21 protein-coding genes are annotated in these 25,488 nt (G+C 75.4%); 12 read left to right on the forward strand and 9 right to left on the reverse strand.

Translation table 11 applies throughout. The features are described 5' to 3' along the window. The first annotated feature begins 14 nt into the window (after nucleotides 1-14). Together ACLQ2W_RS11350 and ACLQ2W_RS11355 are read left to right on the forward strand one after the other, a co-directional pair. The gene (locus tag ACLQ2W_RS11350; RefSeq protein ID WP_425786341.1) at nucleotides 15-365 is read left to right on the forward strand and encodes a hypothetical protein; all 351 of its coding nucleotides are present in this window, start codon (nucleotides 15-17) and stop codon (nucleotides 363-365) included. Beyond that, nucleotides 362-2,140, forward strand: a complete 1,779-nt coding sequence (locus tag ACLQ2W_RS11355) for an alpha/beta hydrolase (protein WP_425786342.1) — start codon at nucleotides 362-364, stop codon at nucleotides 2,138-2,140. Before ACLQ2W_RS11350 ends, ACLQ2W_RS11355 begins: the two co-directional genes overlap by 4 nt. 140 nt (nucleotides 2,141-2,280) lie before the next feature. Here ACLQ2W_RS11355 and glmS read toward each other — a convergent pair whose 3' ends face one another. Then, complete coding sequence (glmS, locus tag ACLQ2W_RS11360) at nucleotides 2,281-4,194, reverse strand: glutamine--fructose-6-phosphate transaminase (isomerizing) (protein ID WP_281938037.1); 1,914 nt, start codon at nucleotides 4,192-4,194, stop codon at nucleotides 2,281-2,283. 268 nt (nucleotides 4,195-4,462) lie between these two features. Here glmS and ACLQ2W_RS11365 point away from each other — a divergent pair, with 268 nt between their 5' ends. The 3 genes from ACLQ2W_RS11365 to ACLQ2W_RS11375 are packed head-to-tail and all read left to right on the forward strand — an operon-like array spanning nucleotide 4,463 to nucleotide 7,771. Beyond that, the gene (locus ACLQ2W_RS11365) at nucleotides 4,463-5,449 is read left to right on the forward strand and encodes an MmpS family transport accessory protein (protein ID WP_425786343.1); all 987 of its coding nucleotides are present in this window, start codon (nucleotides 4,463-4,465) and stop codon (nucleotides 5,447-5,449) included. A gap of 31 nt (nucleotides 5,450-5,480) precedes the next feature. Further along, nucleotides 5,481-6,668: a pyridoxal phosphate-dependent aminotransferase gene (locus ACLQ2W_RS11370; RefSeq protein WP_425786344.1), complete on the forward strand. Its 1,188-nt coding sequence runs from the start codon at nucleotides 5,481-5,483 to the stop codon at nucleotides 6,666-6,668. Beyond that, nucleotides 6,665-7,771 carry a threonine aldolase family protein gene (locus ACLQ2W_RS11375; protein ID WP_425786345.1) on the forward strand — a complete coding sequence of 369 codons (1,107 nt, stop codon included), beginning with the start codon at nucleotides 6,665-6,667 and terminating at the stop codon, nucleotides 7,769-7,771. Before ACLQ2W_RS11370 ends, ACLQ2W_RS11375 begins: the two co-directional genes overlap by 4 nt. A 22-nt stretch (nucleotides 7,772-7,793) precedes the next feature. On the opposite strand, the gene ACLQ2W_RS11380 is transcribed toward ACLQ2W_RS11375, so the two are convergent. Next, on the reverse strand, nucleotides 7,794-8,420 hold the full coding sequence (locus ACLQ2W_RS11380; RefSeq protein WP_425786346.1) for a helix-turn-helix transcriptional regulator: 627 nt from the start codon (nucleotides 8,418-8,420) through the stop codon (nucleotides 7,794-7,796). A 97-nt stretch (nucleotides 8,421-8,517) separates the two neighbouring features. Here ACLQ2W_RS11380 and ACLQ2W_RS11385 point away from each other — a divergent pair, with 97 nt between their 5' ends. Both ACLQ2W_RS11385 and ACLQ2W_RS11390 read left to right on the forward strand, forming a co-directional pair. Further along, nucleotides 8,518-11,340: an FtsX-like permease family protein gene (locus tag ACLQ2W_RS11385; protein WP_425786347.1), complete on the forward strand. Its 2,823-nt coding sequence runs from the start codon at nucleotides 8,518-8,520 to the stop codon at nucleotides 11,338-11,340. A gap of 2 nt (nucleotides 11,341-11,342) precedes the next feature. Next, a complete protein-coding gene (locus ACLQ2W_RS11390) occupies nucleotides 11,343-12,092 on the forward strand; it encodes an ABC transporter ATP-binding protein (RefSeq protein WP_425786348.1) in 750 nt (249 codons plus the stop codon). A gap of 89 nt (nucleotides 12,093-12,181) precedes the next feature. Here ACLQ2W_RS11390 and glmM read toward each other — a convergent pair whose 3' ends face one another. The 7 genes from glmM to ACLQ2W_RS11425 all read right to left on the reverse strand — a co-directional run bounded on the left by glmM (nucleotide 12,182) and on the right by ACLQ2W_RS11425 (nucleotide 17,705). Beyond that, complete coding sequence (gene glmM / locus ACLQ2W_RS11395) at nucleotides 12,182-13,537, reverse strand: phosphoglucosamine mutase (protein ID WP_425786349.1); 1,356 nt, start codon at nucleotides 13,535-13,537, stop codon at nucleotides 12,182-12,184. A 113-nt stretch (nucleotides 13,538-13,650) separates the two neighbouring features. After that, nucleotides 13,651-14,115 carry a 30S ribosomal protein S9 gene (gene rpsI / locus ACLQ2W_RS11400; protein ID WP_089155217.1) on the reverse strand — a complete coding sequence of 155 codons (465 nt, stop codon included), beginning with the start codon at nucleotides 14,113-14,115 and terminating at the stop codon, nucleotides 13,651-13,653. 20 nt (nucleotides 14,116-14,135) lie between these two features. After that, nucleotides 14,136-14,579, reverse strand: a complete 444-nt coding sequence (gene rplM / locus ACLQ2W_RS11405) for a 50S ribosomal protein L13 (RefSeq protein WP_174528511.1) — start codon at nucleotides 14,577-14,579, stop codon at nucleotides 14,136-14,138. Between the two features lie 208 nt (nucleotides 14,580-14,787). Next, a complete protein-coding gene (locus ACLQ2W_RS11410) occupies nucleotides 14,788-16,173 on the reverse strand; it encodes an MFS transporter (protein ID WP_425786350.1) in 1,386 nt (461 codons plus the stop codon). A 122-nt stretch (nucleotides 16,174-16,295) separates the two neighbouring features. Then, entirely contained in the window at nucleotides 16,296-16,589 is a 294-nt protein-coding gene (locus ACLQ2W_RS11415; protein WP_425786351.1) for a type II toxin-antitoxin system PemK/MazF family toxin, read from the reverse strand. Further along, nucleotides 16,579-16,839 carry a DUF6364 family protein gene (locus ACLQ2W_RS11420; protein ID WP_405091208.1) on the reverse strand — a complete coding sequence of 87 codons (261 nt, stop codon included), beginning with the start codon at nucleotides 16,837-16,839 and terminating at the stop codon, nucleotides 16,579-16,581. The genes ACLQ2W_RS11415 and ACLQ2W_RS11420 overlap by 11 nt, the downstream gene beginning before the upstream one ends. 167 nt (nucleotides 16,840-17,006) lie before the next feature. Next, entirely contained in the window at nucleotides 17,007-17,705 is a 699-nt protein-coding gene (locus tag ACLQ2W_RS11425) for a class I SAM-dependent methyltransferase (RefSeq protein ID WP_425786352.1), read from the reverse strand. Nucleotides 17,706-17,857: 152 nt separating this feature from the next. Between ACLQ2W_RS11425 and ACLQ2W_RS11430 the strand changes: the two genes are divergently transcribed. The 5 genes from ACLQ2W_RS11430 (at nucleotide 17,858) to ACLQ2W_RS11450 (ending at nucleotide 25,485) form a co-directional block, all read left to right on the forward strand. Beyond that, nucleotides 17,858-19,966, forward strand: coding sequence for a molybdopterin oxidoreductase family protein (locus tag ACLQ2W_RS11430; RefSeq protein WP_425786353.1), 2,109 nt, complete (start codon nucleotides 17,858-17,860; stop codon nucleotides 19,964-19,966). Continuing rightward, nucleotides 19,963-21,453: an FAD-dependent oxidoreductase gene (locus ACLQ2W_RS11435; protein WP_425786354.1), complete on the forward strand. Its 1,491-nt coding sequence runs from the start codon at nucleotides 19,963-19,965 to the stop codon at nucleotides 21,451-21,453. Before ACLQ2W_RS11430 ends, ACLQ2W_RS11435 begins: the two co-directional genes overlap by 4 nt. 67 nt (nucleotides 21,454-21,520) lie before the next feature. Then, the gene (gene nirB / locus ACLQ2W_RS11440) at nucleotides 21,521-24,052 is read left to right on the forward strand and encodes a nitrite reductase large subunit NirB (RefSeq protein WP_425786355.1); all 2,532 of its coding nucleotides are present in this window, start codon (nucleotides 21,521-21,523) and stop codon (nucleotides 24,050-24,052) included. Then, nucleotides 24,049-24,396: a nitrite reductase small subunit NirD gene (nirD, locus tag ACLQ2W_RS11445; protein WP_405091213.1), complete on the forward strand. Its 348-nt coding sequence runs from the start codon at nucleotides 24,049-24,051 to the stop codon at nucleotides 24,394-24,396. The genes nirB and nirD overlap by 4 nt, the downstream gene beginning before the upstream one ends. Continuing rightward, nucleotides 24,397-25,485, forward strand: a complete 1,089-nt coding sequence (locus ACLQ2W_RS11450; protein ID WP_425786356.1) for a uroporphyrinogen-III synthase — start codon at nucleotides 24,397-24,399, stop codon at nucleotides 25,483-25,485. It abuts the gene before it with no gap. The last annotated feature ends 3 nt before the right edge of the window (nucleotides 25,486-25,488 follow it).

Here is a 25,488-nt window from a genome sequence, read left to right on the forward strand (position 1 = left end):
GTGGGGAGGTCGTCGTGGTCGAGGAGCCGTTCAGCGTCGATCCGGAGCTGCTGCGCGCGGTGGCCCGGGAGCTGACCGACGACGCGCACCGGCTGGCGTACGGGCCGGGCGGGGCGCCGGGGCCGGTGCCGCCGCCACCGGACGGCTGGCGGGCCGACGCGGCGCTCGACGAGCTGGACGCCGCGCTGCGCCGCTGGTCCGGCGCACTCGCGGCCCGGGTGGCCACCACCGCCGAGGCGCTGCGCGGCGGCGCGGACGGCTACGAGGCGGTGGACGACCGGGCCGCCCGCCGCCTCACGCGGAGCGCCGCCGGCGTCCCCGTCCGCCCGGTTCCGGCGGGCGCCGCTCCGGACGGCGCCCGGTGACCGGCGGCGAGACGCGTCGCCGCCCACGCCCGGCGGGCGCCACCCGGGGCCCGCGCCCGGCGGGCGCCACCCGGGGCCCGGGGCCGGCCGGCACCCGTCCGCACCCGGCGGGAGCCACCCACGACCGAGGAACTCCCGCACCCCGCCGGGCAGCCACCGCACGAGATCGCCGGTCCGACCCGGGTCCGGTCGGCTACGCGCAGCTCTGGCGCGCCGAGCCGGGCGCCTGGCTCGCCACCGGGGCGGCCTGGCGTGGGCTCGCCGGGCCGGTGCGGCACCGGGCCGCCGGGCTGGCCGCCCGAGCCGACACGCTCCGGCCCGGCTGGTCCGGCGCGGCCTCGACGGCCGCGCAACGGCGCCTCGGCGAGCTGCGCACCTCGTTGACCGAGGTGCTGCCCGCGCTGGTCGAGGTCGACCAGACGCTCGCCGAGTTCGCCAGCCGGGTGGGCGCGGCGAAGGCCCGCCTCGACGCCGAGGTGGTCCGCGCCGAGAGCGGCGGCCTGCGGGTGGACCGCTCCGGCACGGTCCGGCCGGATCCCGCCCGGCCCGTCACCCGGACCGGCCCCGCCGTGGTGCGGGCGCAGGCCGGGATCCGGGACGCGCTCGCGCTGGCCGGCGCGGCGGACCGGGAGGCGGCCGACCGGCTGGCGGAGGTCGCCACCGCGGCGGTGACCGGCTGGGTCAGCGTGCCGCCCGCCTGGCGACCGGGGCCCGGTGCCGGTCCGGCCGAGGTGAGCCGCTGGTGGGCGGGCCTGAGCCCGGCCGAGCGGCGGTGGCTGGTCGGGCACGAGCCGGGCCGGGTCGGCCACCTCGACGGCGTGCCGGTGACCGCCCGCGACCAGGCCAACCGGCTGCTGCTGGCCGACCGGCGGGAAGAGTTGCTCGCGCGCCGCCTCGCGCTGCGGCGACCACTGCCGGCCGGCCCGGCGGAGGTGACCCGGCGGGCCCGGCTGGCCGGGGTCGAGGCGGCGCTGCGCGGCCTGGACGGGCTGGCCGAGCGGCTGGCCACGTCGGGGGCGCCGCGGGCGTACCTGCTGGGGCTCGACCCCGCCGGGGACGGTCGGGCGGTGGTGGCGCTCGGCAACCCGGACCGGGCCGGCGCGGTGCTGACCTACGTCCCCGGGATGACCGCCGACCTCGCGGACGCCCCGGCCGAGTTGGGCCGGGCCGCCCGGGTGCTCGAGCGGTGCGCGGCGATCGGGCCGGGCGAGGAGGCCGCGGCGGTCCTCTGGCTGGACTACGACGCGCCGGACTTCCTCCCCGAGGCGTCCGGCACCCGGCCGGCGGAGGCCGCCGGCCCGGCGCTGCACCGGTTCCAGGAAGGGCTGCGGGCCACCCACGACGGGCCGCCGGCCCGGCAGACCGTGCTCGGGCACAGCTACGGCTCGCTTGTCGTCGGCACCGCCGCCCGCGACCACGGGCTGGGCGCCGACGCGCTGGTCTTCGTCGGCTCACCCGGCGTCGGCGTCGACCACGCGGCCGAGCTGCGGATGCCGGCCGGCCAGGTCTGGGCGTCGACCGCGCCCGACGACGTGATCCGGCTGGCCCACCCGCCGGACGAGCTGGCCCGTCGCGCCGTGCTGGCCGGTACGCCGCTCGGCCCGGTGCTGGCCGCACACGACCGGCACCGCGAGCGGCTCTGGTTCGGCGCCGATCCGAGCGCGCCGGGCTTCGGCGGCCGGCGCTTCCCGAGCGGGCGGCACGGCCACACCGGCTACTGGGACGCCGACAATCCGGCCCTGGACGGGATGGCCCGGATCGTGCTGGGCCAATGAGCGGACGCCGTGGCGCAGGCGGGCCGGTCGGAACGGCAGGCGGCAGGCGGCAGGCGGCAGGCGGCGGGTGCGGACGCCGGGCGGGAAGACGCCACGGCCCCTCCGGTGTGGGCGGAGGGGCCGTGGCGGAGGCGGGTCGGCTACTCGACCGTGACCGACTTGGCCAGGTTCCGCGGCTGGTCGACGTCGTGCCCGCGGGCGGCGGCGATCTCCGCGGCGAGCACCTGGAGCGGCACGGTGGTCACCAGCGGCGCCAGCAGCGTCGGCGTACGCGGCACGTAGATCAGGTGGTCGGCGTAGCGGACCACCGCCTGGTCGCCCTCCTCCGCGATCACGATGGTGCGGGCGCCCCGGGCACGCACCTCCTGGATGTTGGAGACGACCTTGTCGTGCAGCATGCCCCGGCCGACCGGCGACGGCACGATGCAGATCACCGGCGTGCCCTTGTCGATCAGCGCGATCGGGCCGTGCTTCAGCTCACCGGCGGCGAAGCCCTCGGCGTGCATGTACGCCAGCTCCTTGAGCTTCAGCGCGCCCTCCAGCGCCACCGGGTAACCCACGTGCCGGCCGATGAACAGCACGGTCGGCTCGGACTTCAACTCACGGGCCAGCTCGCGCACCGGCTCGATCCGGTCGAGCAGCTCACGCAGCTTGCCCGGCATCTCCTGGAGCTGGGCCACCACCGCGCCCACCTCGTCGGCGAACTTGATGCCCCGCACCTGCGCCAGGTGCAGGCCGATCAGGTAGCAGGCCACGACCTGGGTGAGGAACGCCTTGGTGGAGGCGACCGCGATCTCCGGGCCGCCGTGGGTGTAGAGCACCGCGTCCGACTCGCGCGGGATGGTCGAGCCGTTGGTGTTGCAGACGGCCAGCACCCGGGCCTTCTGCTCCTTGGCGTGACGCAGCGCCATCAGCGTGTCCATGGTCTCGCCGGACTGCGAGATCACCACGATCAGCGTGGACCGGTCCAGCACCGGGTCGCGGTACCGGAACTCACTGGCCAGCTCCACCTCGCAGGGGATCCGGGTCCAGTGCTCGATGGCGTACTTGGCGACCAGACCGGCGTGGTACGCGGTGCCGCAGGCGACGATGAAGATCTTGTCGACGTCGCGCAGGTCCTGCTCGCTGAGGCGGACCTCGTCGAGGGCGATCTCGCCGCTCTCGGTGAGCCGGCCGAGCAGCGTGTCGGCGATGGCCTGCGGCTGCTCCTCGATCTCCTTGAGCATGAACCAGTCGTAGCCACCCTTCTCGGCGGCCGACGAGTCCCAGTCGATGTGGAAGTCCTTGCCGGCCGCGGGCTGGCCGGCGAAGTCGGTGATCTCGATGCTCTCCGGCGTGATCAGGACGATCTGGTCCTGGCCCAGCTCGACCGCGTCCCGGGTGTGCTCGATGAACGCGGCCACGTCGCTGGCCAGGTAGTTCTCGCCGTCGCCGCGACCCACCACCAGGGGCGAGTTGCGCCGGGCGCCGACCACCGCGCCGGGGATGGCGGCATCCACGGCGAGCAGCGTGAACGCGCCTTCGAGACGCTCGCAGACCACCCGCATGGCGGCGGCGAGCAACTGCGGGGTGTCGGTCTCACCGGCCGCGCGCAGGTCGGCCAACGCGCGGGCGATCAGGTGCGCCGCGCACTCGGTGTCGGTGTCGCTGGCGAACTCGACGCCCTCGTCCTCCAGCTCGGTGCGCAGCTTCGCGAAGTTCTCGATGATGCCGTTGTGGATCACCGCGACCCGCCCGTCCGGGGAGACGTGCGGGTGGGCGTTGCGGTCGGTCGGCCCGCCGTGCGTGGCCCACCGGGTGTGGCCGATGCCGGTGGTGCCGTCGCCGATGCCGATCGGGCTGGCGGCGCAGTCCTCGGGGTTGTCGGCGGCCCGCTCGGAGAGCACCTTCTCCAGGTTGGCCAGCTTGCCGGCCTTCTTCTCGGTCAGCAGCTCGTCGTCGCAGACCACGGCGACGCCGGCCGAGTCGTAGCCGCGGTATTCCAGCCGCCGCAGTCCGTCGAGCACGATGCCGAGCGCCGGGCGCGCACCGGCGTAACCCACGATTCCACACATGGTCCGCAGCCTAGCCGAGTTTCGCTCATCGCGCGTGCGCGGAAGGCGGCTCAACGATCACTGAACTTGAGCGAACCGGTCAGCGGAGGCCGCCAACCGGACAAACCGCCACGGTACGTGAGTGATCCACTCCCCGACGTACCACGATCTCGGGTGTCGGCCGGGGCGGGCCGCGTGGATGGCCGCCGCGCCCTACATTGAGGGGCCCGGGCGGCAGCCCGGTCCACCCTCCGCGGTCGTCCGCGCCGTACCCCTGTGAGCTGAGCCGATGTCCGAGACGACCCCCAGTCCCGAGCCGACCCCCGCCCCGGTCGACCCGACCGCGACGCCGGGCGCCGGGGAGCCCGCCTCCTGGACGCCACCGGACGCGCTCGCCGCGCCGCAGCCCTGGGCCCCGCCCTCGCCGTGGTCGCCGCCGGCGTGGGACCCGAACCCGTGGGCGCCGCCCGCCTCCGCCGCGCCGCCCCACCCCGGCAGCGGGCACGGCTCACCGCCCGACGGCCCGGCCGCCGCACCACCAGGCGGTCCCGCTGCGGGCCACCCGAGCGGTCCGCACCATCCGCACGGTCCGCACCACCCGGGCGGTCCGCACCACCCGGGTGAGCCGGGGGCGCCGGACCAGCCGTCGACCGCGTACCCGCCGGGGCCCTACCCACCGGCCGCCTACCCGCCCGGGTCGTACCCGGCGGCGGGCTACCCGCCGGCCGCGTACCCGCCCGGGCCCTACCCGCCGCCGTACGCGTACCCCGGTGGGGCGCCGCGCCGGTCGAACGCGGGCTGGGCGATCGGACTGGTGATCACCCTGGTCGTCGCGCTGGTGCTGGCCGTCTGCGGCTGCGTCGGCCTGGGCGTGCTCGGCGGTCTCACCGACGGGAGGAGCAACTCCGGCGAGCCCTACGAGCGGCCGTTCATCGACGGGCCGGCCGAGCCCGACGGGTTCACCGACGAGCCGACCCCGGCGCCGGCCGTCCCGGTCACCACGCCCTCCGGCGGGCCCGGCCGGTTCACCGTCGTCTACGAGGTGACCGGGGCCGACCAGGTGTACGTGCAGTTCTACGACGCGGACGGCAACTTCCTCCAGCTCGACGACGTGGACGCGCCCTGGCGGCTGCGGTTCACCGCGAACGACCGCGAGCGGGTGCAGGTGATCGCGACCCCGGCCGAGTCCGGCGAGGTGAGCTGCCGGATCAGCATCAACGGCAAGGTCGTCTCGCGGAACTCGGGAGAATACGGCGCGACCTGCTTCGGGTGGTGAGGGTCCGGCGGCGGGCCGTAGGCTGGCCGCCGTGACCACGACCGATCCGCTGGTGGCCCGGATGCGGCCGTTCGGCACCACCATCTTCGCCGAGATGTCCGCGCTGGCCGTGCGCACCGGCGCGGTCAACCTGGGGCAGGGCTTCCCCGACACGGACGGCCCGCCGGAGATGCTCGCCGCCGCCGCGGAGGCGCTGCGCACCGGTCACAACCAGTATCCGCCGGGGCCGGGGATCCCCGCGTTGCGCGCGGCCGTCGCGGCGCACCAGCGCCGGTTCTGGAACCTGGAGTACGACCCGGACGGCGAGGTCGTGGTGACGGCCGGCGCGACCGAGGCGGTCGCGGCGAGCATCCTCGCGCTCTGCGAGGCCGGTGACGAGGTGGTCTGCTTCGAGCCGTACTACGACTCGTACGCCGCCTCGATCGCGCTGGCCGGGGCGGTCCGCCGCCCGGTGACGCTGCGACCCGGCGCCGACGGCCGGTACGCCTTCGACCCGGCCGAGTTGCGTGCCGCGTTCGGGCCGCGGACCCGGTTGGTGCTGCTGAACTCGCCGCACAACCCGACCGGGAAGGTCTTCACCGCCGACGAGCTGGCGCTGGTCGCCGAGCTGTGCCGGGAGCACGGCACGTACGCGGTCACCGACGAGGTCTACGAGCATCTCGTCTTCACCGACGCCGCCGCGGCGCACCTGCCGCTGGCCACGCTGCCGGGCATGCGGGAGCGGACGCTGCGGGTCTCCTCGGCCGGCAAGACGTTCTCCTGCACCGGCTGGAAGGTGGGCTGGGTGAGTGGTCCGGCGTCGCTGGTGGCCGCCGTGCTGCGGGTGAAGCAGTTCCTCACGTTCGTCAACGCCGGCCCGTTGCAGCCGGCCGTGGCGGTGGCGCTCGGCCTGCCGGACGCGTACTTCACCGGCTTCCGGGACGACCTGCAACGCCGCCGGGACCAACTGGTCGCCGGGCTGGCCGACGCCGGGTTCGGCGTGCTCGCGCCGGAGGGGACGTACTTCGTCACCGCCGACGTCACTCCGCTCGGCGGCCGGGACGGGGTGGAGTTCTGCCGGTCCCTGCCGGAGCGGTGCGGCGTGGTGGCGGTGCCGACGCAGGTGTTCTACGACGACACGGCGGCGGGTCGCCGGCTGGTCCGGTTCGCGTTCTGCAAGCGGCCGGAGGTGCTGGCCGAGGCGGTGACCCGACTGCGTCGGCTCCGGGACCACGGATGAGCGACGGGTACGCCGAGCGGCTGCGCCGGCTCGCCGCCCAGCGCGGCTGCGACACGATGCTCTCCGGCGTACGCCCGGAGTCGGTGCGGGAGCAGGTGGCCGCGCTCGCCGCGACGGCCGGCGACGACCTGCCCGACGTCTACGGTGAGGGCGGCCCGGTCGCGGAGCTGGAGCAGCGGGTCGCGGAGCTGCTCGGCCTGGCGGCGGTGGCGTTCTTCCCCACCGGCACGATGGCCCAGCAGGTGGCCATGCGTCACGGCGCGGAGCTGACCGGCCGGGCCGCTGTCGGCCTGCACCCGCTCAGCCATCCGCTGCTGCACGAGCGCGACGCGTACGCGCTGCTCGCCGGCGTGCGGGCGGTGCACACCACGTCCGCGCCGCGCAACCCGACGGCCGAGGAGGTGGCGGCGCTCGACGAGCCGATCGGCACGCTCTTCCTGGAGTTGCCGCTGCGCGACGCCGGGTTCGTGCTGCCCACCTGGGACGAGCTGGTCGCGGTCGTGGCGGCGGCCCGGGCGCGGGGCGCGCGGGTGCACGTCGACGGCGCCCGGATCTGGGAGTCGACGGTCCACCTGGGCCACTCGGCGGCCGAGATCGCGGCGCTCGCCGACAGCACGTACGTCTCGTTCTACAAGTCCCTCGGCGGTCACTCCGGCGCGGCACTGGCCGGTGACGCGGAGCTGGTCGGGTACGCGCGCACCTGGCGGCACCGGTACGGCGGCACGCTGTTCCAGCAGTGGCCGGCGGCGCTCGCCGCGCTCGTCGGGCTCCAGCGGGAGCTGCCCCGGCTGGGCGGGTACGTGCGGCACGCGACGGTGGTGGCGGAGGCGCTGGCCGCGCTGCCGGGCGCCCGGGTGCATCCGGCGCCGCCACACACCCACCAGTTCCGGTTCTGGCTGCCGTATCCGGCGGCGGCGCTGGACGCGGCCAACCTGGCGCTGGCCGAGCAGGAGCGCGCGTGGTTCGTCGGCGGCTGGCGGGACAGTGCGGTGCCCGGGATGGCGCTGGCCGAGGTGACGATCGCCGGGCCGGCGCTGGAGCTGGACGCCGACGGCGTACGCGAGCTCGCCGCCCGTTTCCTGCGCCGCCTGCCCACCTGCTGACCCCGCCGCCCCCGGCCCGGAGCTAGCCGGCCGCCCGCGCCGGGCCGGCACCCTCGCCGGGTCCGCCAAGCCCTCGGCCGGCGGACCCGGCGGTCGAGGGCGCGGCGGCGAGGCCGGTGAGCGTGGCGCCGCCGTCGGCGAGCAGCGCCGCCTCGGCGTCGTCGACGAAGGCCAGGTCCGCCTCGACGTGCCGGCCGGCGGCCGAGAGCAGCAGCCGGACCACCGGGTCGTCGGCCTGCCGGCGCAGCCCGTCGAGGTTGCGCAGCTCCCGCATGAGGTGGCCGCGCTGGTTGGCCAGCACGGTCCGGACGGTGTCGGCCCGGCCGGACCGGGCGGCGGCGGTCACCTTGAGGAAGAAGTCGTCCCGGAAGCCGCCGCTGCGCGGGCTGGGCGCGGTCAGCCAGCGGTCGAGTTCGGCGCGGCCGTCGGCGGTGATCTCGTAGACCACCCGGTCGGGTTTGACCGGTTGCGGCTGCCGCTCGGCCACCACCAGGCCGTCGCGGGAGAGCCGGTCGAGGATCTGGTAGAGGTGCCCGATGTTGAGCGGGCCCCACTGCGGCCCGACCGCCGCCTCGAACGCGCTCTTCAGCTCGTAGCCGTAGCTGGGGCCGCGGGCGAGCAGGGCCAGGACCGCGTGCTGGATCGCCACCGTCTTCTCCGATCCGGTTCCGGGCGGGTGCCCCGGGTGGGGCCTTGCATTGTCACAATGTATCGCGCAGAGTGTGCTCAGCACACGGGGAGGCGCGATGGTCGGGTTCATCTGGGGTCAACTGCGCGGTCGGGCCGGCCGCTCGGTGGCGCTGCTGGTCGGCGTGCTGGTGGCCACCACCGGTTTCGTGGTGCTGACCGGCGCCACCACCACCTCCCGGCTGGCCGTGACCGGCACCGTGGAACGCGACACCCGGGCCGCCTACGACATCCTGGTCCGGCCCAAAGGGACGCGCACGCCGTTGGAGGCGGAGCGCGGCCTGGTCCGGCCCAACTACCTCTCCGGCAGCTACGGCGGCATCACCCCCGCGCAGTACGACCGGGTCCGGGCCGTCGAGGGGGTGGACGTCGCCGCCCCGATCGCCATGCTCGGCTACTCCACCACGTCGATCGAGATGCCGCTCGACGTCACCGCGGCCGTCGACCCCGCGCTGGACCGGCAGCTCATCCGCATCGACCGCGAGTTCCTCGCCGAGCGCGGCCTGAGCCACGCGCCGGCCCAGCCCACCTACGTGTACGTCACCACGCATCCGCTGCGCTACCCGGTCATCGGCGACGAGTACTACCCGGACGCGGTGCGCTACACCGACGGGCGGACGTACGACACCAACGACTGCGGGCTGCTGCCCCGGGAGGTGCTGCCGGGTGGGCGTACCGCGCCCCTCTGCGACCTGCGCGTCGAGCAGTCGAACGGGTTGCAGGACGTCAGCGAACGGCAACTGTGGAAGGTGGAGACGTTCCGGATGCTGCCCGGTGGGCGCTTCGAGCGGCCGGCGACCGAGGGCGTCACCAACCTCGACGCCCCCGCCGTCCCGGCTTCCCGCGTGACCGTGACGGTGCGCCTGACCGTGCCGTTCCTGCTCGCCGCCGTCGACCCCGGCGCCGAGCAGAAACTGGTCGGCCTCGACGCCGCGGTGGTCACCGGCCGGCCGCTCACCGCCACCGACACCACAGTGGTGACCCGGGAGCGCGGCCTGTCCAGCCGGACGCTGCCGGTGCTCGCCACCAGCCGCCCGTTCCTCGACGGCGCGATCCGGGCCAGCTACACCCGCCTGCCGCTGGACCGCACCATCGCCGGCGTGCCGCCCCGGGAGCTGGCCGGACGACTGCGTGGCGTACCGGCCACCCCGGCCGGTGGCACGCAACGGGACGCGCTGAGCGCCTACCGGGCCCAACTCGCCGCCGGGCTCGGTCCGCGTACCTGCTGCCACGGCCAGTTGCAGGTCGTCGTGCAGCCGGGGCAGGCCGGCTACGACCGGCTGCCCGACGGCGCGCTGCGGGTCCGCCCGGCGCCCGCCGACCCGGCCGTGTACGGCGACTCGCAGGATCTGGTCACGCTGCCCCGACCGTGGCTCAGCGAGGACACCGGCTACCGGCCGCTGACCCAGCTCCGGTTGGGTCGTGGCGACCGGGACGCCCGGCAGTGGCAGGCCGTGGGGCTCTTCGACCCGGAGAAACTGACCGGCTTCAGCGACCTGGGCAAGGTGCCGCTGGAGACGTACGAGCCGCCGCGCGCCGACGGGGCCGACGACCGCAGCCGCGCGGCGTTGGGCGGGCGACCGCTGGAGCCGAGCGGCAACCCGGCCGGGTACCTGTCCGCGCCGCCGCTGCTGCTCACCAGCCTGTCCAGCGTGCCCGGGCTGCTCTCGGCCGGCAGCAGCCCGCAGCGCACCGCGCCGATCAGCGCGATCCGGGTCCGGGTGGCCGACGTGGACGGTTGGAGCGAGCGGTCCGCCGAGCGGGTCCGGCTGATCGCCGAGAAGATCGCCACCACCACCGGCCTCGACGTGGACATCACGCTCGGCTCCTCCCCCGCCCCGCAGACCGTCGAGCTGCCGGCCGGCGCGTTCGGCCGCCCCGACCTGCGGCTGACCGAGAACTGGTCGGCCCTCGGCGTCGCCTCGGTCATCACCCGCGCGGTCGACCGGAAGAGCGCCGTGCTGTTCGCGCTGGTGCTGGTGGTCTGCGCGCTCTTCCTCGGCAACGCGGTCACCGCCGCCGTCCGGGACCGCCGGTCCGAGCTTGCGGTCCTGGCCTGCCTCGGCTGGCCGGCGCGTCGCATCGGCGCACTCGTGCTCGGCGAGGTCGCCACGCTCGGCCTGGTAGCCGGGCTGCTCGCGGTCGGCCTGGCCGTCCCGCTCGGCCGCGCCCTCGACATCGACGTCGACTGGCGGCGGGCGCTGCTCGCCGTACCGGTGGCCCTGCTGCTGGCGCTGGTCGCGGGCCTGGCGCCCGCGCTGCGGGCCGCACGCGCCCACCCGGCCGCCGCGCTGCGCCCACCGGTGGCCGGCACGTTCCGGGCCCGCCGGTCCCGGAGCATCGCCGGGATGGCACTGGTCAACCTGGCCCGCGTCCCCGGGCGCACGCTGCTCGGCGCCGCCGCGCTCGCCATCGGCGTCGCCGCGCTCACAGTGGTCGGCGCCGTCGGCTACGCGTTCCGCGGCGCGGTCGTCGGCAGCCTGCTCGGCGACACCGTGTCGTTGAGCGTGCGCGGCGCGGACACGCTCGCCGCGGTGGCCACCGTGCTGCTCGGCGCCGCCGCCGTCGCCGACGTGCTCTACCTGGACGTCCGGGACCGGGCCACCGAGCTGGCCACGCTGCGGGCCACCGGCTGGACCGACGGCGCGCTGGCCCGCCTGATCGGCTACCAGGCGCTGTTCCTCGGTGGGCTGGGCGCGACCGCCGGCGCCGGGCTCGGCCTGGCTGGCGCGGCCTGGCTGGTCGGTGACGTGCCGGCCGCCCTGGTGACCGTCGCGGCCCTGGTCGCCCTGGCCGGGGTGCTGCTCACCTGTCTCGCGGCGCTCGTCCCGGCCGGACTGCTGCGCCGCCTGCCCACCGCGCGACTACTGGCCGAGGAGTGACAATGGAACCGAGCACCGGAAGCACCGTGCGGGCGGAGGGGCTGGTCCGCGCGTTCGGCGCCGGCACCGAGCGGCTCACCGCCGTCGACGACGTCTCCCTGGAGATCGCGGGCGGTTCGGTGGTGGCGCTGACCGGGCCGAGCGGCTCCGGCAAGTCCACCCTGCTGCACCTGATCGGCGCGATCGAGCGGGCCGACCGGGGCCGGCTGACGGTGGACGACGTCGAGGTCACCGCGCTGCGCCGGGCCGCGCTGGCCCGCTACCGGCAGCGGGTCGGCTTCGTCTTCCAGCGCTACCACCTGCTGCCGGCGCTGACCGTGCTGGACAACGTGATCGCCCCGGTGCTGCCGCTGCGGGCCGGTCGCGCCGACCATCCGGCCCGGGCCCGGGAGCTGCTGGCGGCCGTCGGGCTGGCCGGCCGGGAGCGGGCACTGCCGGCCCAGCTCTCCGGCGGTCAGCAGCAGCGGGTCGCCATCGCCCGGGCGCTGATGGGCCGGCCCCGGCTGCTGCTGGCCGACGAGCCCACCGGCAACCTGGACTCCACCACCGGCGCGCAGATCCTCGACCTGCTGCTCGACCTGCGGGACCAGCACGCCATGACGATCCTGCTGGCCACGCACGAGCGGGCCGTCGCCGCCCGGTGCGACCGGTTGATCCGGCTCGGCGACGGCCGGATCGTCGAGGACCTCGACCTCACCGCCGGCGAGGACCCGGCCGACACGTTCGACCGGGCCACCCGGCTGCGGCTCTGACCGGCCGCCGGCCGGTCACGCGACCGGGCCGCGGCTCCGATCCCGCGGTACGCGGGCCGGCCCGGTCAGGCGACTACCCGGACGCCCGATCAGGCGACCGGGCTGGCGGTGCGAACGTGCTCGGCGATGCGCTCGGCGACCGCGCGTGCGGTGTCCTCGGTGGCCGCCTCGACCATCACCCGCACCAGCGGCTCGGTGCCGGACGGGCGCAGCAGCACCCGGCCGGTCTCGCCCAGCTCGGCCTCGGCCCGCTCGACCTCGGCGCGGACGGCCGGCGCGGCGGCGCCCACGGTCCGGTCGCCCACCGGCACGTTGATCAGCACCTGGGGCAGCTTGGTGACCACGGCGGCCAGCTCGGCCAGGGAGGCGCCGGTGGCCGCCATCCGGGCCATCAGGTGCAGGCCGGTGAGCACGCCGTCGCCGGTGGTGGCGAACGCGGGCAGCACGATGTGGCCGCTCTGCTCACCGCCCAGCGCCAGGCCGGAGGCGCGCAGTTCCTCCAGCACGTACCGGTCACCGACCTTGGTCTCGACCAGCCGGATGCCGTGCGCGGACATGGCCAGCCGCAGGCCGAGGTTGCTCATCACGGTGGCGACCAGGGTGTCCTGGGTCAGCTCGCCGGCGTCCCGCATGGCCAGCGCGAGGATCGCCATCACCTGGTCGCCGTCGACCTCCGCGCCGTCGGCGCTGACCGCGACGCACCGGTCGGCGTCGCCGTCGTGGGCGAGGCCGAGATGCGCGCCGTGCTCGACCACTGCGGCGCGCACCGCGTCGAGGTGGTTGGAGCCGCACCCGTCGTTGATGTTGAGGCCGTCCGGCTCGGCGTGGATGGCGATGACCTCGGCGCCGGCCTCCTGGTAGGCCACCGGGGCCACGTCGGCCGCCGCGCCGTTGGCGCAGTCCACCACGACCTTGATCCCGTCGAGCCGGTGCGGCACGGTGCCGACCAGGTGCTGGACGTAGTGGTCCGCCCCGTCGAGCAGGTCGTTCACCCGGCCGACCCCGGCGCCGACCGGCCGGTCCCAGGCGGTGGTGGCGTTCGCCTCGACGGCCGCCTCGATCCGCATCTCGATCTCGTCGGGCAGCTTGTGCCCGCCGGCGGCGAAGAGCTTGATGCCGTTGTCCGGCATCGGGTTGTGCGAGGCGGAGAGCATCACGCCCAGGTCGGCCTTGATCTCGGCGGTGAGGAACGCCACCGCCGGGGTGGGCAGCACACCCACCCGCACCACGTTGGCGCCGGCGCTGGTCAGGCCGGCGACCACCGCCGCCTCCAGCATCTCGCCGCTGGCCCGGGTGTCCCGGCCCACCACCGCGAGCGGCGGATGACTCCGGTCGGTCTCGGCCAGTGTGTGGGCCGCGGCCACCGCGACCGCGAGCGCCAACTCCGGGGTGAGATCCGCGTTCGCCCGCCCGCGTACGCCGTCCGTGCCGAACAACCGGCCCATACCCGCCAACCTCCGTGGAACTGCCGTTGAGGAGAGAAACGCGGAACGGCCGGGCCGCCCCCACAGAAGGGAGGCGGACCCGGCCGTCCGTCAGAAGTACAAGACGCTGGTGATCAGCGCTTCGAGTACTGGGGAGCCTTACGGGCCTTCTTGAGGCCGTACTTCTTGCTCTCCTTGACCCGGGCGTCACGGGTCAGGAAGCCGGCCTTCTTCAGGGCCGGACGGTCGTCGGGCTCGTTGACGATCAGCGCCCGGGCGATGGCGAGCCGCAGCGCGCCGGCCTGGCCGGTGGTGCCGCCGCCCCGCAGGTTGGCGATCACGTCGAACGCCTCGGGCTTCTCGGCGGTGACCAGCGGGTCCTTGATGAGCTGCTGGTGCACCTTGCTCGGGAAGTAGGCCTCGAGGTCGCGGCCGTTGCAGGTGATCTTGCCGCTGCCCGGGATGATCCGGACCCGGACGATGGCTTCCTTGCGACGGCCCACGGTCTGGATCGGGCGGTCACCGCGGGGCGCGCGCGCGACGGGCGCCGGCGCCTCGGTGGCCTCGGGGGCGACCTCGGTCTCGGTGATGTCGGTCATGCTGCTTCCTTCGCCCGCGCTCACTGCGCGATCTGCTTGATCTCGAACGGCGCCGGCTGCTGCGCGCCGTGCGGGTGCTCGGCACCGGCGTAGACCTTCAGCTTCTTGAGAATCTGACGGCCCAGCTTGTTGTGCGGGAGCATGCCCTTCACGGCCAGCTCGATGGCCCGCTCGGGCCGCTTGGTGAGCAGCTCGTCGTAGCCGACCCGCTTCAGACCACCCGGGTAACCGGAGTGGCGGTAAGCGACCTTGGTCTGGCGCTTGTTGCCGGTCAGCGCGACCTTGCCCGCGTTCACGATGACGACGAAGTCGCCCGTGTCGACGTGCGGCGCGAAAGTCGGCTTGTGCTTGCCACGCAGCAGCGTGGCGGCGTGGGTCGCCAGGCGGCCCAGCACGACATCAGAGGCGTCGATGACGTGCCACTGACGCTCGATCTCACCCGGCTTCGGGCTGTACGTACGCACAGGTCTACCTTGTCTCGTCGTCGGTCTGGGGTCGCGCGCCGAGGTAACCGGGGCTTCCCAGTCGAACCAGCGCGCACGAACGACCAAGCGTACCTGATGCGGCACGCCTAAGAATGTCGTACAACAGCAGGCAACGATACCCGGCTGCCCGGTGGCAGGTCAAAACGGGGTCGCCCCGCGCTCGACCTGCGCCTGCGCGTGGCGCCTGTCACACGCCGGCCAGCCTACCCGGCCCCGGTCGCAGGTACACCGCCCAGGTCACCAGGAAGCACAACGCGTACCAGCCGACGAACGCCAGGTAGGCGGCGTCGGCGGTGCCGGAGGTCAGGAACGACTGCCGGAACGCCACGTTCACCAGCACCCCGCCGGACGCGCCCACCGCGCCGGCGATGCCGATCAACGCGCCGGCCAGGCGCCGCGCCCGCCGCTGCGCCGCCTCCCGGTCCCCGGTCAGCTCGGCCTCGGTGACGGCCCGGGCCCGGAAGATCGCCGGGATCATCTTGTACGTCGAGCCGTTGCCGATCCCGGAGAACACGAAGAGCGCCAGGAACCCGGCCAGGTAGAGCGGGAAGGACCGGTCCCGGGCGGCGTACAGCACCAGCCCGGCGCCGCCGGCCATCGCGACGAAGTTCCAGAACGTGACGCGCGCCCCACCGAGCCGGTCGGCGAGCTGGCCACCGACCGGCCGGACCAGCGAGCCGACCAACGGCCCGAGGAAGGTCAGCCAGGCGGCGTCGACCGGGGTCGGGAACCGGTCGGCGAACTGGAGCTGGAGCACCTGACCGAAGGCGAAGCCGAAGCCGATGAACGAGCCGAACGTGCCGACGTAGAGCAGCGACATCACCCAGGTGTGCGGGTCACGGGCCGCCGCGCGCAGCGCGCCCGGCTCGTTGCGCGCCCCCGGGACGTTGTCCAACCACCGCGCCGCGGCCAGCGCGGCGAGCACGATCAGCGGCAGGTAGACGGCCGGCACGAGCCAGGGGTACGCGGCCCCCACGGTGGCCAGCACCGCCAGCCCGACGAGCTGCACCGCCGGTACGCCGAGGTTGCCGCCGCCGGCGTTGAGCCCGAGCGCCCGCCCCTTGAGCCGGTCCGGGAAGAACAGGTTGATGTTCGCCATCGAGGAGGCGAAGTTGCCGCCGCCCACGCCGGACAGGCAGGCCAGCACCATCAGCGTGGCGTACGACACGCCGGGCCGGATCAGCACCGCCATCGGCACCGCCGGCACCAGCAGCAGCAACACGCTGACGATGGTCCAGTTCCGGCCGCCGAACCGGGCCACCGCCAGCGTGTACGGCAGCCGCAGCACCGCGCCCAACGCGGCCGGCACGGCGGTGAGCAGGAACTTCCCGGCCGGGTCGATGCCGTAGCCGGGGCCGAGGAAGAGCACGGTCACCGACCAGAGGCTCCACACCGAGAAGCCGACGTGCTCGGCGAAGATCGACGCCCACAGGTTGCGTCGGGCGATCCGGGCGCCGCCGGCGGCCCAGAACGCCGGGTCCTCCGGACGCCAGTCGGTGATCGGTCCCGGGCGGCCGGTGGCGGCCGGCGCCGGGGGCGCGGTCGGGGTCGGGGCTGAAGCGAGCGTGCTCACGGCGACTCCTCCTCGTCGGTGACGAGGAGGACGCTAGGAGCGGGCGGTTTCCCCGGGGTGCCCCGCGCGCGTCGGGCCGGAAACGGCTACCGCACGTCCGCCGGACCGCAACGGTGAGATCGTCACAGCTCCTGGAGGATCCGCAGCGCCCGGCCGACCCGCTGCATGGTCTCGGCGTCCGCCACGTCCACGCACTCGGTGAACCACTTCTTCATCGGCGAGGAGAGCCGGTCGGGCATCACCACGAAGCCGCCCGTGCGCACCGCGAGCGGCGAGTCGCGCAGCAGCGACTCCTCGACCACCTCGGCCACCATCACGATCGGCACGTCGGTGGCGTTGTAGACGTCGGAGCTGATGACCAGGCCGTACCGTTCCCGGGCGCCGGAGATGCGCCAGACCTCGCCCCTACGCAGCACGCGGACGCCCGCCGCCGAACAGGGCGTCGTCGACCATCGCGGCCTCCTGGGCGTCGGCCAGGGCGGCGGATTCCAGGTCCAGGCCGGCCCGGCTGACCGCGGCGGCGTGCGCGGTGAAGACCTCGCGCAGCGCCTTCTCCCGGGCGGCCCGGTCCATCCAGGCGGAGAGGGAGAGCCCTTCCCGCTTGGCGAACCGGCGCGCCTCCTCGATGGTCTCGTCGGAGAACGACAGTGTCACCTTGGCGGTCATGCCGAGCAGAATACCCACCGGTATGACCGCCAGTCATCCCCGCTCGCGCGGACCGGTGAACCGGACACGACAATGCCTTCCGACCTTTGGGAATCGCGTAGATCTTGGTACGAAATGGCCCCTGGCGGGGCCATTTCGTACCAAGATCTGAACTTCGGCCGCGTCGGTCACTCGGAGACGGGACGGTGGCCGCCGAAGACGGCGAAGCGCCATTCCTTGAAGAAGCAGTCCACGTCCGTCAGGCCGGCCTCGCCGAGCCAGCGACACTGGTCGGCCACCGTGGCCGGCCGGTCGTAGCGCATCCGTTCCCGGGAGGCGGCGATCTCGTCGGCGTCGGAGCCCAACTCCGTGATCCGCGCCGTCCACACCTCGTCGTAGCGCCGGTCCAGCGCCGGGGTGGGGCCGGCCACCTGCTCGGCGTTGACGAACACACCGCCGGGCACGAGCGCGTCCGCCGCCCGGCGGTAGAGCGCCCGCTTGCCGTCGTCGTCGAGGTGGTGGATGGCCAGCGCGGAGACCACCGCGTCGTAGCGGCCGGCGGGCAGCGGGTCGGCCAGGTCGGCGTGGACCGTGCGGTGCGGCACCCCGCGGGCGGTCAGGTGGCCGGTGGCGACCGCGAGCATGGCGGGCGCGCCGTCCACAAGCGTCAGTCGGACGCCGGGGAGCGCCGCGGACAGCAGCAGGGAGAGCAGGCCGGTGCCCGCGCCCAGGTCCAGCACCTCGGGGGTACGCCCGGCGGCCAGCGCGGCCCGCAGCGGCGGCGCGGCCACCTCGATCGCGGTGCCGTAGAACGCGTCGAAGCAGGGCACCAGCCGGCGTCGGGCCTCGTCGTAGCGGCCGGCCACGGCGTCGAAAGCATCCGTCACACGCACATCTGCCTCCCATTTTGTGGGACGATTTTCTCACATTCTAGACCAGTCGATCCGCTCCGTCAGCCCGTGCGGTGTGAGGCGCTCTTGACAGGACCGAAACAGAAGGGACCCGGGCCGGAAACCGCCCGGCGGCACGCTTTTCCGACATGACAGACGGTGCACGCGTGGCGACGCGATCGGGGGTGCTCCCCCGGGAGGCGGCCACGCACTGCCCGTACTGCGCGTTGCAGTGCGGCATGGTGCTGCGCGGGACCGGCGACGGCGTCGAGGTCGCCGCGCGGGACTTCCCCACCAACCGGGGCGGGCTCTGCCAGAAGGGCTGGACCGCCGCCGAGCTGCTCGACCACCCGGAGCGGCTCACCACGCCGCTGCTGCGCGACCGGCCCGGCGGCGAGCTGCGCCCGGCGGGCTGGGACGAGGCGCTCGACCGGGTCGCCGCCGGCCTGCACACGGTCCGCGACCGGTACGGCCCGGACGCGGTCGCGGTCTTCGGCGGCGGCGGGCTGACCAACGAGAAGGCGTACGCGCTGGGCCGGTTCGCCCGGGTGACGCTGCGCACCCGGCACATCGACTACAACGGACGCTGGTGCATGTCGTCGGCCGCCGCGGCCGGCAACCGCGCCTTCGGCGTCGACCGGGGCCTGCCGTTCCCGCTCGCCGACCTGGGCCGGGCGGACACGCTGCTGCTGGTCGGCGCGAACCCGGCCGAGACCATGCCGCCGCTGATGCGGCACGTCGCCGACCAGCGGCAGCGCGGCGGCCGGCTGATCGTGATCGACCCCCGGGCCACCGCCACCGCCCGCCAGGCCGACCTGCACCTGCAACCGCTGCCCGGCACCGACCTGGCGGTGGCCAACGCGCTGCTGCACATCGCGCTCACCGAGGGCCTCGTCGACCGGGCGTACGTCGCGGCGCGTACCACCGGGTTCGACGAGGTCCGGCGCACCGTCGCCGGCTGCTGGCCGGCGGAGGTGGAGCGCCTCTCCGGGGTGCCGGTGGCCGACCTGGAGGCCGCCGCCCGCGCGCTGGCCGGCGCGGACCGCGCGATCATCCTCACCGCCCGGGGGGCCGAGCAGCACGCCAAGGGCGTCGACACGGTCACCGCCTTCATCAACCTGGCGCTCGCGCTCGGCCTGCCCGGCCGACCCGGCTCCGGCTACGGCTGCCTGACCGGGCAGGGCAACGGGCAGGGCGGACGCGAGCACGGGCAGAAGGCCGACCAGCTCCCCGGCTACCGGCGGATCGACGACCCGGCGGCCCGGGAGCACGTGGCCGGCGTGTGGGGCGTCGACCCGGCGACGCTGCCCGGCCCGGGGGTGCCCGCCTACCAACTGCTCGACTCGCTCGGCACCCCGTCCGGGCCGCGGGCGCTGCTGGTGTTCGGCTCCAACCCGGTCGTCTCCGCGCCGCGCGCGGCCCGGATCGAGTCCCGGCTGCGCGACCTCGACCTGCTCGTGGTCGCCGACCTGCTCCGCTCGGAGACGGCCGAGCTGGCCGACGTGGTGCTGCCGGTGACCCAGTGGGCCGAGGAGGACGGCACGATGACCAACCTGGAGGGACGGGTGCTGCGCCGTCGCGCGTTCCGCCCGCCACCCGCCGGCGTCCGCACCGACCTGGAGATCCTCGCCGCGCTGGCCGCCCGCCTGACCGGCGGCGCACCGCTGCCGACCGACCCGCGGACGGTGTTCGAGGAGCTGCGGCGCGCCTCGGCCGGCGGCCCGGCCGACTACGCCGGGATCACCTGGGACCGGATCGACGCCGACGACGGCGTGTTCTGGCCATGCCCGGACGTCGACGGACCGGACCGGCCCCGCCTCTTCCCCGACCGGTTCCCCACCCCGGACGGCCGGGCCCGGTTCCACCCGGTGACCCACCGCCCGGCCGCCGAGCCGGTCTGCGCCGAATATCCGCTGCACTTCACCACCGGCCGGGTCCTGGCGCAGTACCAGTCCGGCACGCAGACCCGACGGGTCGCCGCGTTGCGCCGGGCCGCGCCGGGCGGCTTCGTCGAGCTGCACCCCGACCTGGCCGCCCGGCTCGGCGTGACCGACGGGACGCCGGTACGGGTGGTCTCCCGCCGGGGCGAGCTGCGCGCGCCGGCCCGACTCAGCCCGGCGATCCGGCCGGACACCGTCTTCGCCCCGTTCCACTGGCCCGGCGCGGCCCGCGCCAACTCGGTCACCAACGACGCGCTCGACCCGGTCTCCGGGATGCCCGAGTTCAAGATCTGCGCGGTCCGGGTGGAGCGGGCATGACCGGGCGCGTCGTCGTCGTCGGGTACGGCATGGCCGGGGCCCGGCTCGCCGCCGAGCTGCACGCGCGGGGCGGGGACCGGCGGATCACCGTGCTCGGGGCGGAGCCGCACCGGGCGTACAACCGGATCATGCTCTCCACGCTGCTCGCCGGGAAGATCGGCGAACCGGACGTGGAACTGGTCGAGGCGCTCGGTCCACGGGTGGACGTGCGGATCGGCTCGTCGGTCTCCGCCGTCGACCGGGCGGCCCGGGAGGTCCGCACCGCCGACGGCGGCCGGTACGGCTACGACCATCTGGTGCTGGCCACCGGCAGCCGGGCCGCGGTGCCACCACTGCCCGGGCTCGACCCGCTGCCCGACCGGGTGGTCCCGTTCCGCACGCTCGCCGACTGCCGGCGGATCCTCGACGTCGCCCGGGACGCACGTCGCGCCCTGGTGCTCGGCGGCGGGCTGCTCGGGCTGGAGGCGGCCCGGGGCCTCGCCGCCCGGGGCCTCGACGTGACGGTGGTCCACCCGCACGGGCACCTGATGGAACGGCAGCTCGACCCGACCGCCGGGGCGGTCCTCGCGGGCACGCTGACCGGGCTCGGCGTCCGGGCCCGGCTCGGCGTGCCGGCGACCCGGGTGACCGCCGACGCCGACGGCGTCCGGCTCCACCTGGCCGACGGCGAGCCGCTCGCGGCCGACCTGCTGGTGCTCTGCTGCGGCGTACGCCCGGACACCGCGCTGGCCCGGGCGGCCGGGCTCGCCGTCGACCGGGGCGTGGTGGTGGACGACCGGATGCGGACCAGCGACCCGCGTATCTCGGCGGTGGGCGACTGCGCCCAGCACGACGGGACGCTGACCGGGCTGGTCGCGCCGGCCTGGACGCAGGCGCGCGTGGTGGCCGACGTGCTGACCGGGGACGACGAGGCGGCCCGCTACCGGCCCCGACCGACGGTGACCCGGCTGAAGGCGGCCGGCATCGACCTGGCCGCGATGGGCGACCTGGCCGGGACCGGCGACCCGGACGGGACCGGCCCGGTCGAGGAGCTGACGTTCGCCGACCCGGCCCGCGGCACGTACGCCCGGCTGCGGATCCGCGACGAGCGGCTGACCGGCGCGATCCTGCTCGGCGACAACCCGGCGGTCGGCACCGTGGTGCAGCTCTTCGACCGGGGCGCGCCGGTGCCCGCGGACCGGCGCGCGCTGCTGCTCGGCCGCGCGGTCGGCGCACCGGCCGAGCCGGCCGCGTCCCCGGCGCTGATGCCGGACGCGGCCGTCGTGTGCCGGTGCAACGACGTGACCAGGGGCGCGCTGGTGGCGGGCTGGCGGGCCGGCGCCCGGAGCGTCGCGGCGCTGTCCGCCGCGACCCGGGCCGCCACCGGTTGTGGTGGCTGCCGCGACGCGGTGACCGGCATCGCCGCCTGGCTCGCCGAGGCGGACCCGCCGACAACCGACGAGGTACGCGAGACGGATGCGGATCGGGAGGCGGTGCAGGTGTCATGAGCGAGCGAATCAGCAGGCTCAGCGCGACCGTGCCTCATGGCGGCACGCAGCGAAGCGGAGTGCCGTCATGAGCGAGCGGATCAGCAGGCTGGTGGTGGTCGGCAACGGCATGGTCGGGCAGCGCTTCGTGGAGGCGCTGCGGGCCCGCGACCGGGACGGGAGGTGGCGGGTCACCGTGCTGGCCGAGGAACGGCGCCCGGCGTACGACCGGGTGCGGCTCTCGGCGGTCTTCGACGGCGTCGACGCGGACGAGTTGAGCCTGCACACCCCCGACGACGGCGTGGAGCTGCGGCTGGGCGAGCCGGCCACCGGCGTGGACCGGGCGCGACGGGTGGTGACCACGGCGACCGGCGAGCACCCGTACGACGCGTTGGTGCTGGCCACCGGCTCGTACGCGTTCGTCCCGCCGGTCGACGGCACCGACCTGCCGGGCGTCTTCGTCTACCGGACGCTCGACGACCTGGCCGCGATCCGGGCACACGCCGGGGGCCGGCGGACCGGCGCGGTGATCGGCGGCGGCCTGCTCGGCCTGGAGGCGGCCAACGCGTTGCGCCTGCTGGGGCTCGCCACCAGCGTGGTCGAGTTCGCGCCCCGGCTGATGCCGGTGCAGGTGGACGACGCCGGCGGGGCGATGCTGCGGCGCTACGTGGAGGAGCTGGGCGTCACCCCGTACCTCGGGGTGGCCACCACGGCGCTGCGCCCCGGACCGGACGGCACGGTGGCCGCGCTGGACCTCGCGGACGGCCGCACGGTCGACGCGGAGCTGGTGGTGGTCGCGGCCGGGATCCGGCCCCGGGACGAGCTGGCCCGCGCCGCCGGGCTGCCGCTGGGCCCACGCGGCGGGGTGCTTGTGGACGCGGCGTGCCGGACCGCCGACGAGCGGATCTGGGCGGTCGGCGAGTGCGCGGCGGTGGAGGGCGTCTGCCACGGTCTGGTCGCGCCCGGGTACGCGACCGCCGAGGTGGTCGCCGACCGGCTGCTCGGCGGCGCGGCCACGTTCCCCGGGGCGGACACCGCGACCAAGCTGAAGCTGCTCGGCGTGGACGTGGCCTCGTTCGGCGACGCGCACGGCGTCACCGCCGGCTGCCTCGACGTGACGTACACCGACCCGGCCACCCGCTCGTACGCGAAGCTGGTCCTCTCCGACGACGCGCGGACGCTGCTCGGTGGCGTGCTGGTCGGCGACGCGAGCGCCTACCCGACGTTGCGGGCGAGCGTCGGCGGCCCGCTGCCCGGTCCCCCGCTGGCGCTGCTGGCCCCGGCCGGCGGCCCGGGGGCCGGGGCCGGCGCGTTGCCGGCCGCCGCGCAGGTCTGCTCCTGCAACGCGGTGACCCGGGCCGACCTGGACGCGGCGATCGCCGGCGGGGCGACCGACGTGCCGGCGCTGAAGGCGTGCACCCGGGCCGGCACGAGCTGCGGCTCCTGCGTGCCGATGCTGAAGCAGTTGCTGGACGCCGCCGGGGTGCGGCAGTCCACCGCGCTCTGCGAGCACTTCGACCTGAGCCGCCAGGAGCTGTTCGACCTGGTCCGGGTGCGGGGCATCGGCACGTTCTCCCGGTTGGTCGCCGAGCACGGGCGCGGACGCGGCTGCGACATCTGCAAGCCGGTGGTGGCCTCGATCCTCGCCTCGCTCGGCACCGGGCACGTGCTGGACGGCGAGGCGGCGTCCCTCCAGGACACCAACGACCACTTCCTGGCCAACCTGCAACGCGACGGCAGCTACTCGGTGGTGCCCCGGATCCCCGGCGGCGAGATCACCCCGGAGAAGCTGATCGCGATCGGCGAGGTGGCGCGGGACTTCCAGCTCTACACCAAGATCACCGGCGGGCAGCGGATCGACCTGTTCGGCGCGCGGGTCGACCAGCTCCCGCAGATCTGGCGCCGGCTGGTCGACGCCGGCTTCGAGTCCGGGCACGCGTACGGCAAGGCGCTGCGCACGGTGAAGTCCTGCGTCGGGGACACCTGGTGCCGGTATGGCGTGCAGGACTCGGTCGGGCTGGCCATCGCGTTGGAGCTGCGCTACCGGGGCCTGCGCGCGCCGCACAAACTGAAGTCGGCGGTCTCCGGCTGCGCCCGGGAGTGCGCCGAGGCGCGCGGCAAGGACTTCGGCGTCATCGCCACCGAGACCGGGTGGAACCTGTACGTCGGCGGCAACGGCGGCTTCCGGCCCCGGCACGCCGACCTGTTCGCCACCGACCTGAGCACCGAGGAGCTGGTCACACTCATCGACCGGTTCCTCATGTACTACGTGCGCACCGCGGACCGGTTGCAGCGGACGGCCGCCTGGATCGAGGCCATGGACGGCGGCCTCGACCACCTCCGGTCGGTGCTGGTGGACGACGCGCTGGGGCTCTGCGCCGACCTCGACGCCGCGATGGCCCGGCACGTCGACGGGTACTCCGACGAGTGGCGGGACGTGCTGGAGGACCCGGAACGGCTGCGCCGCTTCACCTCGTTCGTCAACGCGCCGGACGTGCCGGACCCGTCCATCACCTTCGCGGTGGAGCGGGGCCAGCCGGTGCCGGCGCGCGGTGCGCCACCGGGCGGGGCGGGCCGGCGGCAGCCCGTCGTGCTGGGCCTGCCGGAGGTACGCCGATGAGCCCGACCGTGACGCTGGGCTGGACGCCGGTCTGCCCGCTGGACCGGCTCGACCTCGACCGGGGCGTGGCGGCGCTCGTGGACGGCGTGCAGGTCGCGCTCTTCCGCACCGTCGGCGGGCTGTTCGCGGTGGACAACCTGGACCCGGTGGGCGGCGCGTACGTGATGTCGCGGGGCCTGGTGGGCAGCCGGGGCGGGGTGCCGACGCTCGCCTCCCCCCTGCACAAGCAGGTGTACGACCTCACCACCGGGCACTGCCTGGACCTGCCCGGGGTGACGCTGCGGCGGCACCGGGTGCGCTGCCGGGACGGCCTGGTCGAGGTGCGGCTGCGGCAGGAGGAGTGAATGCGGGACGAACTGGCGGGCTTCACCATCGGGGTCACCGCGGACCGGCGGCGCGACGAGCTGGCCGCGTTGTTCCAGCGGCGCGGCGCCCGGGTGGTGCTCGCCCCGGCGCTGCGGATCGTGCCGCTGGCCGACGACACCGACCTGCGCGAGGCGACCCGGGCCTGCCTGGCGCACCCGCCGGACGTGCTGATGGCCAACACCGGCATCGGGATGCGGGGCTGGCTGGAGGCGGCCGAGGGCTGGGGGCTGGCCGAGCCGCTGCGGGACACGCTCACCCGGGCGTACGTGGTGTCCCGCGGGCCGAAGGCGACCGGGGCGATCCGCGCGGCCGGGCTGCGTGAGCACTGGTCGCCCGCCTCGGAGTCCTGCGACGAGGTGGTCGAGCACCTGGTCCGGCGCGGCGTGGCCGGCCAGGTGGTGGCGCTGCAACTGCACGGCGACCGGCAGCCGGAGTGCACCGAGGCGCTTGTCGCGGCCGGGGCCACGGTGATCGAGGTGCCGGTCTACCGGTGGGCGCCACCGGCCGACCCGGCGCCGCTGCACCGGCTCATCGACCTGGTCGCCGGCCGGCTGGTCGACGCCGTCACGTTCACCTCCGCCCCGGCGGCCGAGGCGCTGCTGCGGGCCGCCGGGGACCGGACCGAGACGGTGCTGGCGGCGTTGCGCGGCGACGTGCTGGCCGGGTGCGTGGGCACGGTCACCGCCGAACCGCTGGTGCGGCGTGGGGTGCCGGTCAGCGCGCCGAGCCGGGCCCCCGGCGGCGCGCCGGTGCCGCCCCTCGTCGAGGAGCTGCCCCGCCGCACGGTCTCGGTGAAGGCGGCGGGGCACGTGCTCACGTTGCGCGGTCACGCCGCGGTGGTGGACGGGGAGCTGCGCCAGTTGGCGCCGGCCCCGATGGCCGTGCTGCGGGCGCTGGCCGCGTCGCCCGGGAAGGTACTCTCCCGCACCGCGCTGCTGCGCACGCTGCCCCGGGGCGCTGACGAACACGCCGTCGAGATGGCGGTGGCCCGGCTGCGGGTGGGGCTGCGAGCGCCCCGGGTGGTGCAGACCGTGGTGAAGCGCGGCTACCGCCTCCGGGTGGACTGAGCC

This window comes from Micromonospora sp. DT227, from assembly GCF_049841835.1.
Classification (GTDB): Bacteria; Actinomycetota; Actinomycetes; order Mycobacteriales; family Micromonosporaceae; genus Micromonospora.

What these genes read in the sequence shown, in the direction of transcription:
- ACLQ2W_RS11385 (WP_425786347.1), top strand. Translation starts at nt 8,518, where the DNA reads ATGGTCGGGTTCATCTGGGGTCAACTGCGCGGTCGGGCCGGCCGCTCG.
- ACLQ2W_RS11375 (WP_425786345.1), top strand. Translation starts at nt 6,665, where the DNA reads ATGAGCGACGGGTACGCCGAGCGGCTGCGCCGGCTCGCCGCCCAGCGC.
- ACLQ2W_RS11450 (WP_425786356.1), top strand. Translation starts at nt 24,397, where the DNA reads ATGCGGGACGAACTGGCGGGCTTCACCATCGGGGTCACCGCGGACCGG.
- ACLQ2W_RS11390 (WP_425786348.1), top strand. Translation starts at nt 11,343, where the DNA reads ATGGAACCGAGCACCGGAAGCACCGTGCGGGCGGAGGGGCTGGTCCGC.
- glmM (WP_425786349.1), bottom strand. Translation starts at nt 13,537, where the DNA reads ATGGGCCGGTTGTTCGGCACGGACGGCGTACGCGGGCGGGCGAACGCG.
- rpsI (WP_089155217.1), bottom strand. Translation starts at nt 14,115, where the DNA reads ATGACCGACATCACCGAGACCGAGGTCGCCCCCGAGGCCACCGAGGCG.
- nirD (WP_405091213.1), top strand. Translation starts at nt 24,049, where the DNA reads ATGAGCCCGACCGTGACGCTGGGCTGGACGCCGGTCTGCCCGCTGGAC.
- glmS (WP_281938037.1), bottom strand. Translation starts at nt 4,194, where the DNA reads ATGTGTGGAATCGTGGGTTACGCCGGTGCGCGCCCGGCGCTCGGCATC.
- nirB (WP_425786355.1), top strand. Translation starts at nt 21,521, where the DNA reads ATGAGCGAGCGGATCAGCAGGCTGGTGGTGGTCGGCAACGGCATGGTC.
- ACLQ2W_RS11420 (WP_405091208.1), bottom strand. Translation starts at nt 16,839, where the DNA reads ATGACCGCCAAGGTGACACTGTCGTTCTCCGACGAGACCATCGAGGAG.
- ACLQ2W_RS11365 (WP_425786343.1), top strand. Translation starts at nt 4,463, where the DNA reads ATGTCCGAGACGACCCCCAGTCCCGAGCCGACCCCCGCCCCGGTCGAC.
- ACLQ2W_RS11430 (WP_425786353.1), top strand. Translation starts at nt 17,858, where the DNA reads ATGACAGACGGTGCACGCGTGGCGACGCGATCGGGGGTGCTCCCCCGG.
- ACLQ2W_RS11435 (WP_425786354.1), top strand. Translation starts at nt 19,963, where the DNA reads ATGACCGGGCGCGTCGTCGTCGTCGGGTACGGCATGGCCGGGGCCCGG.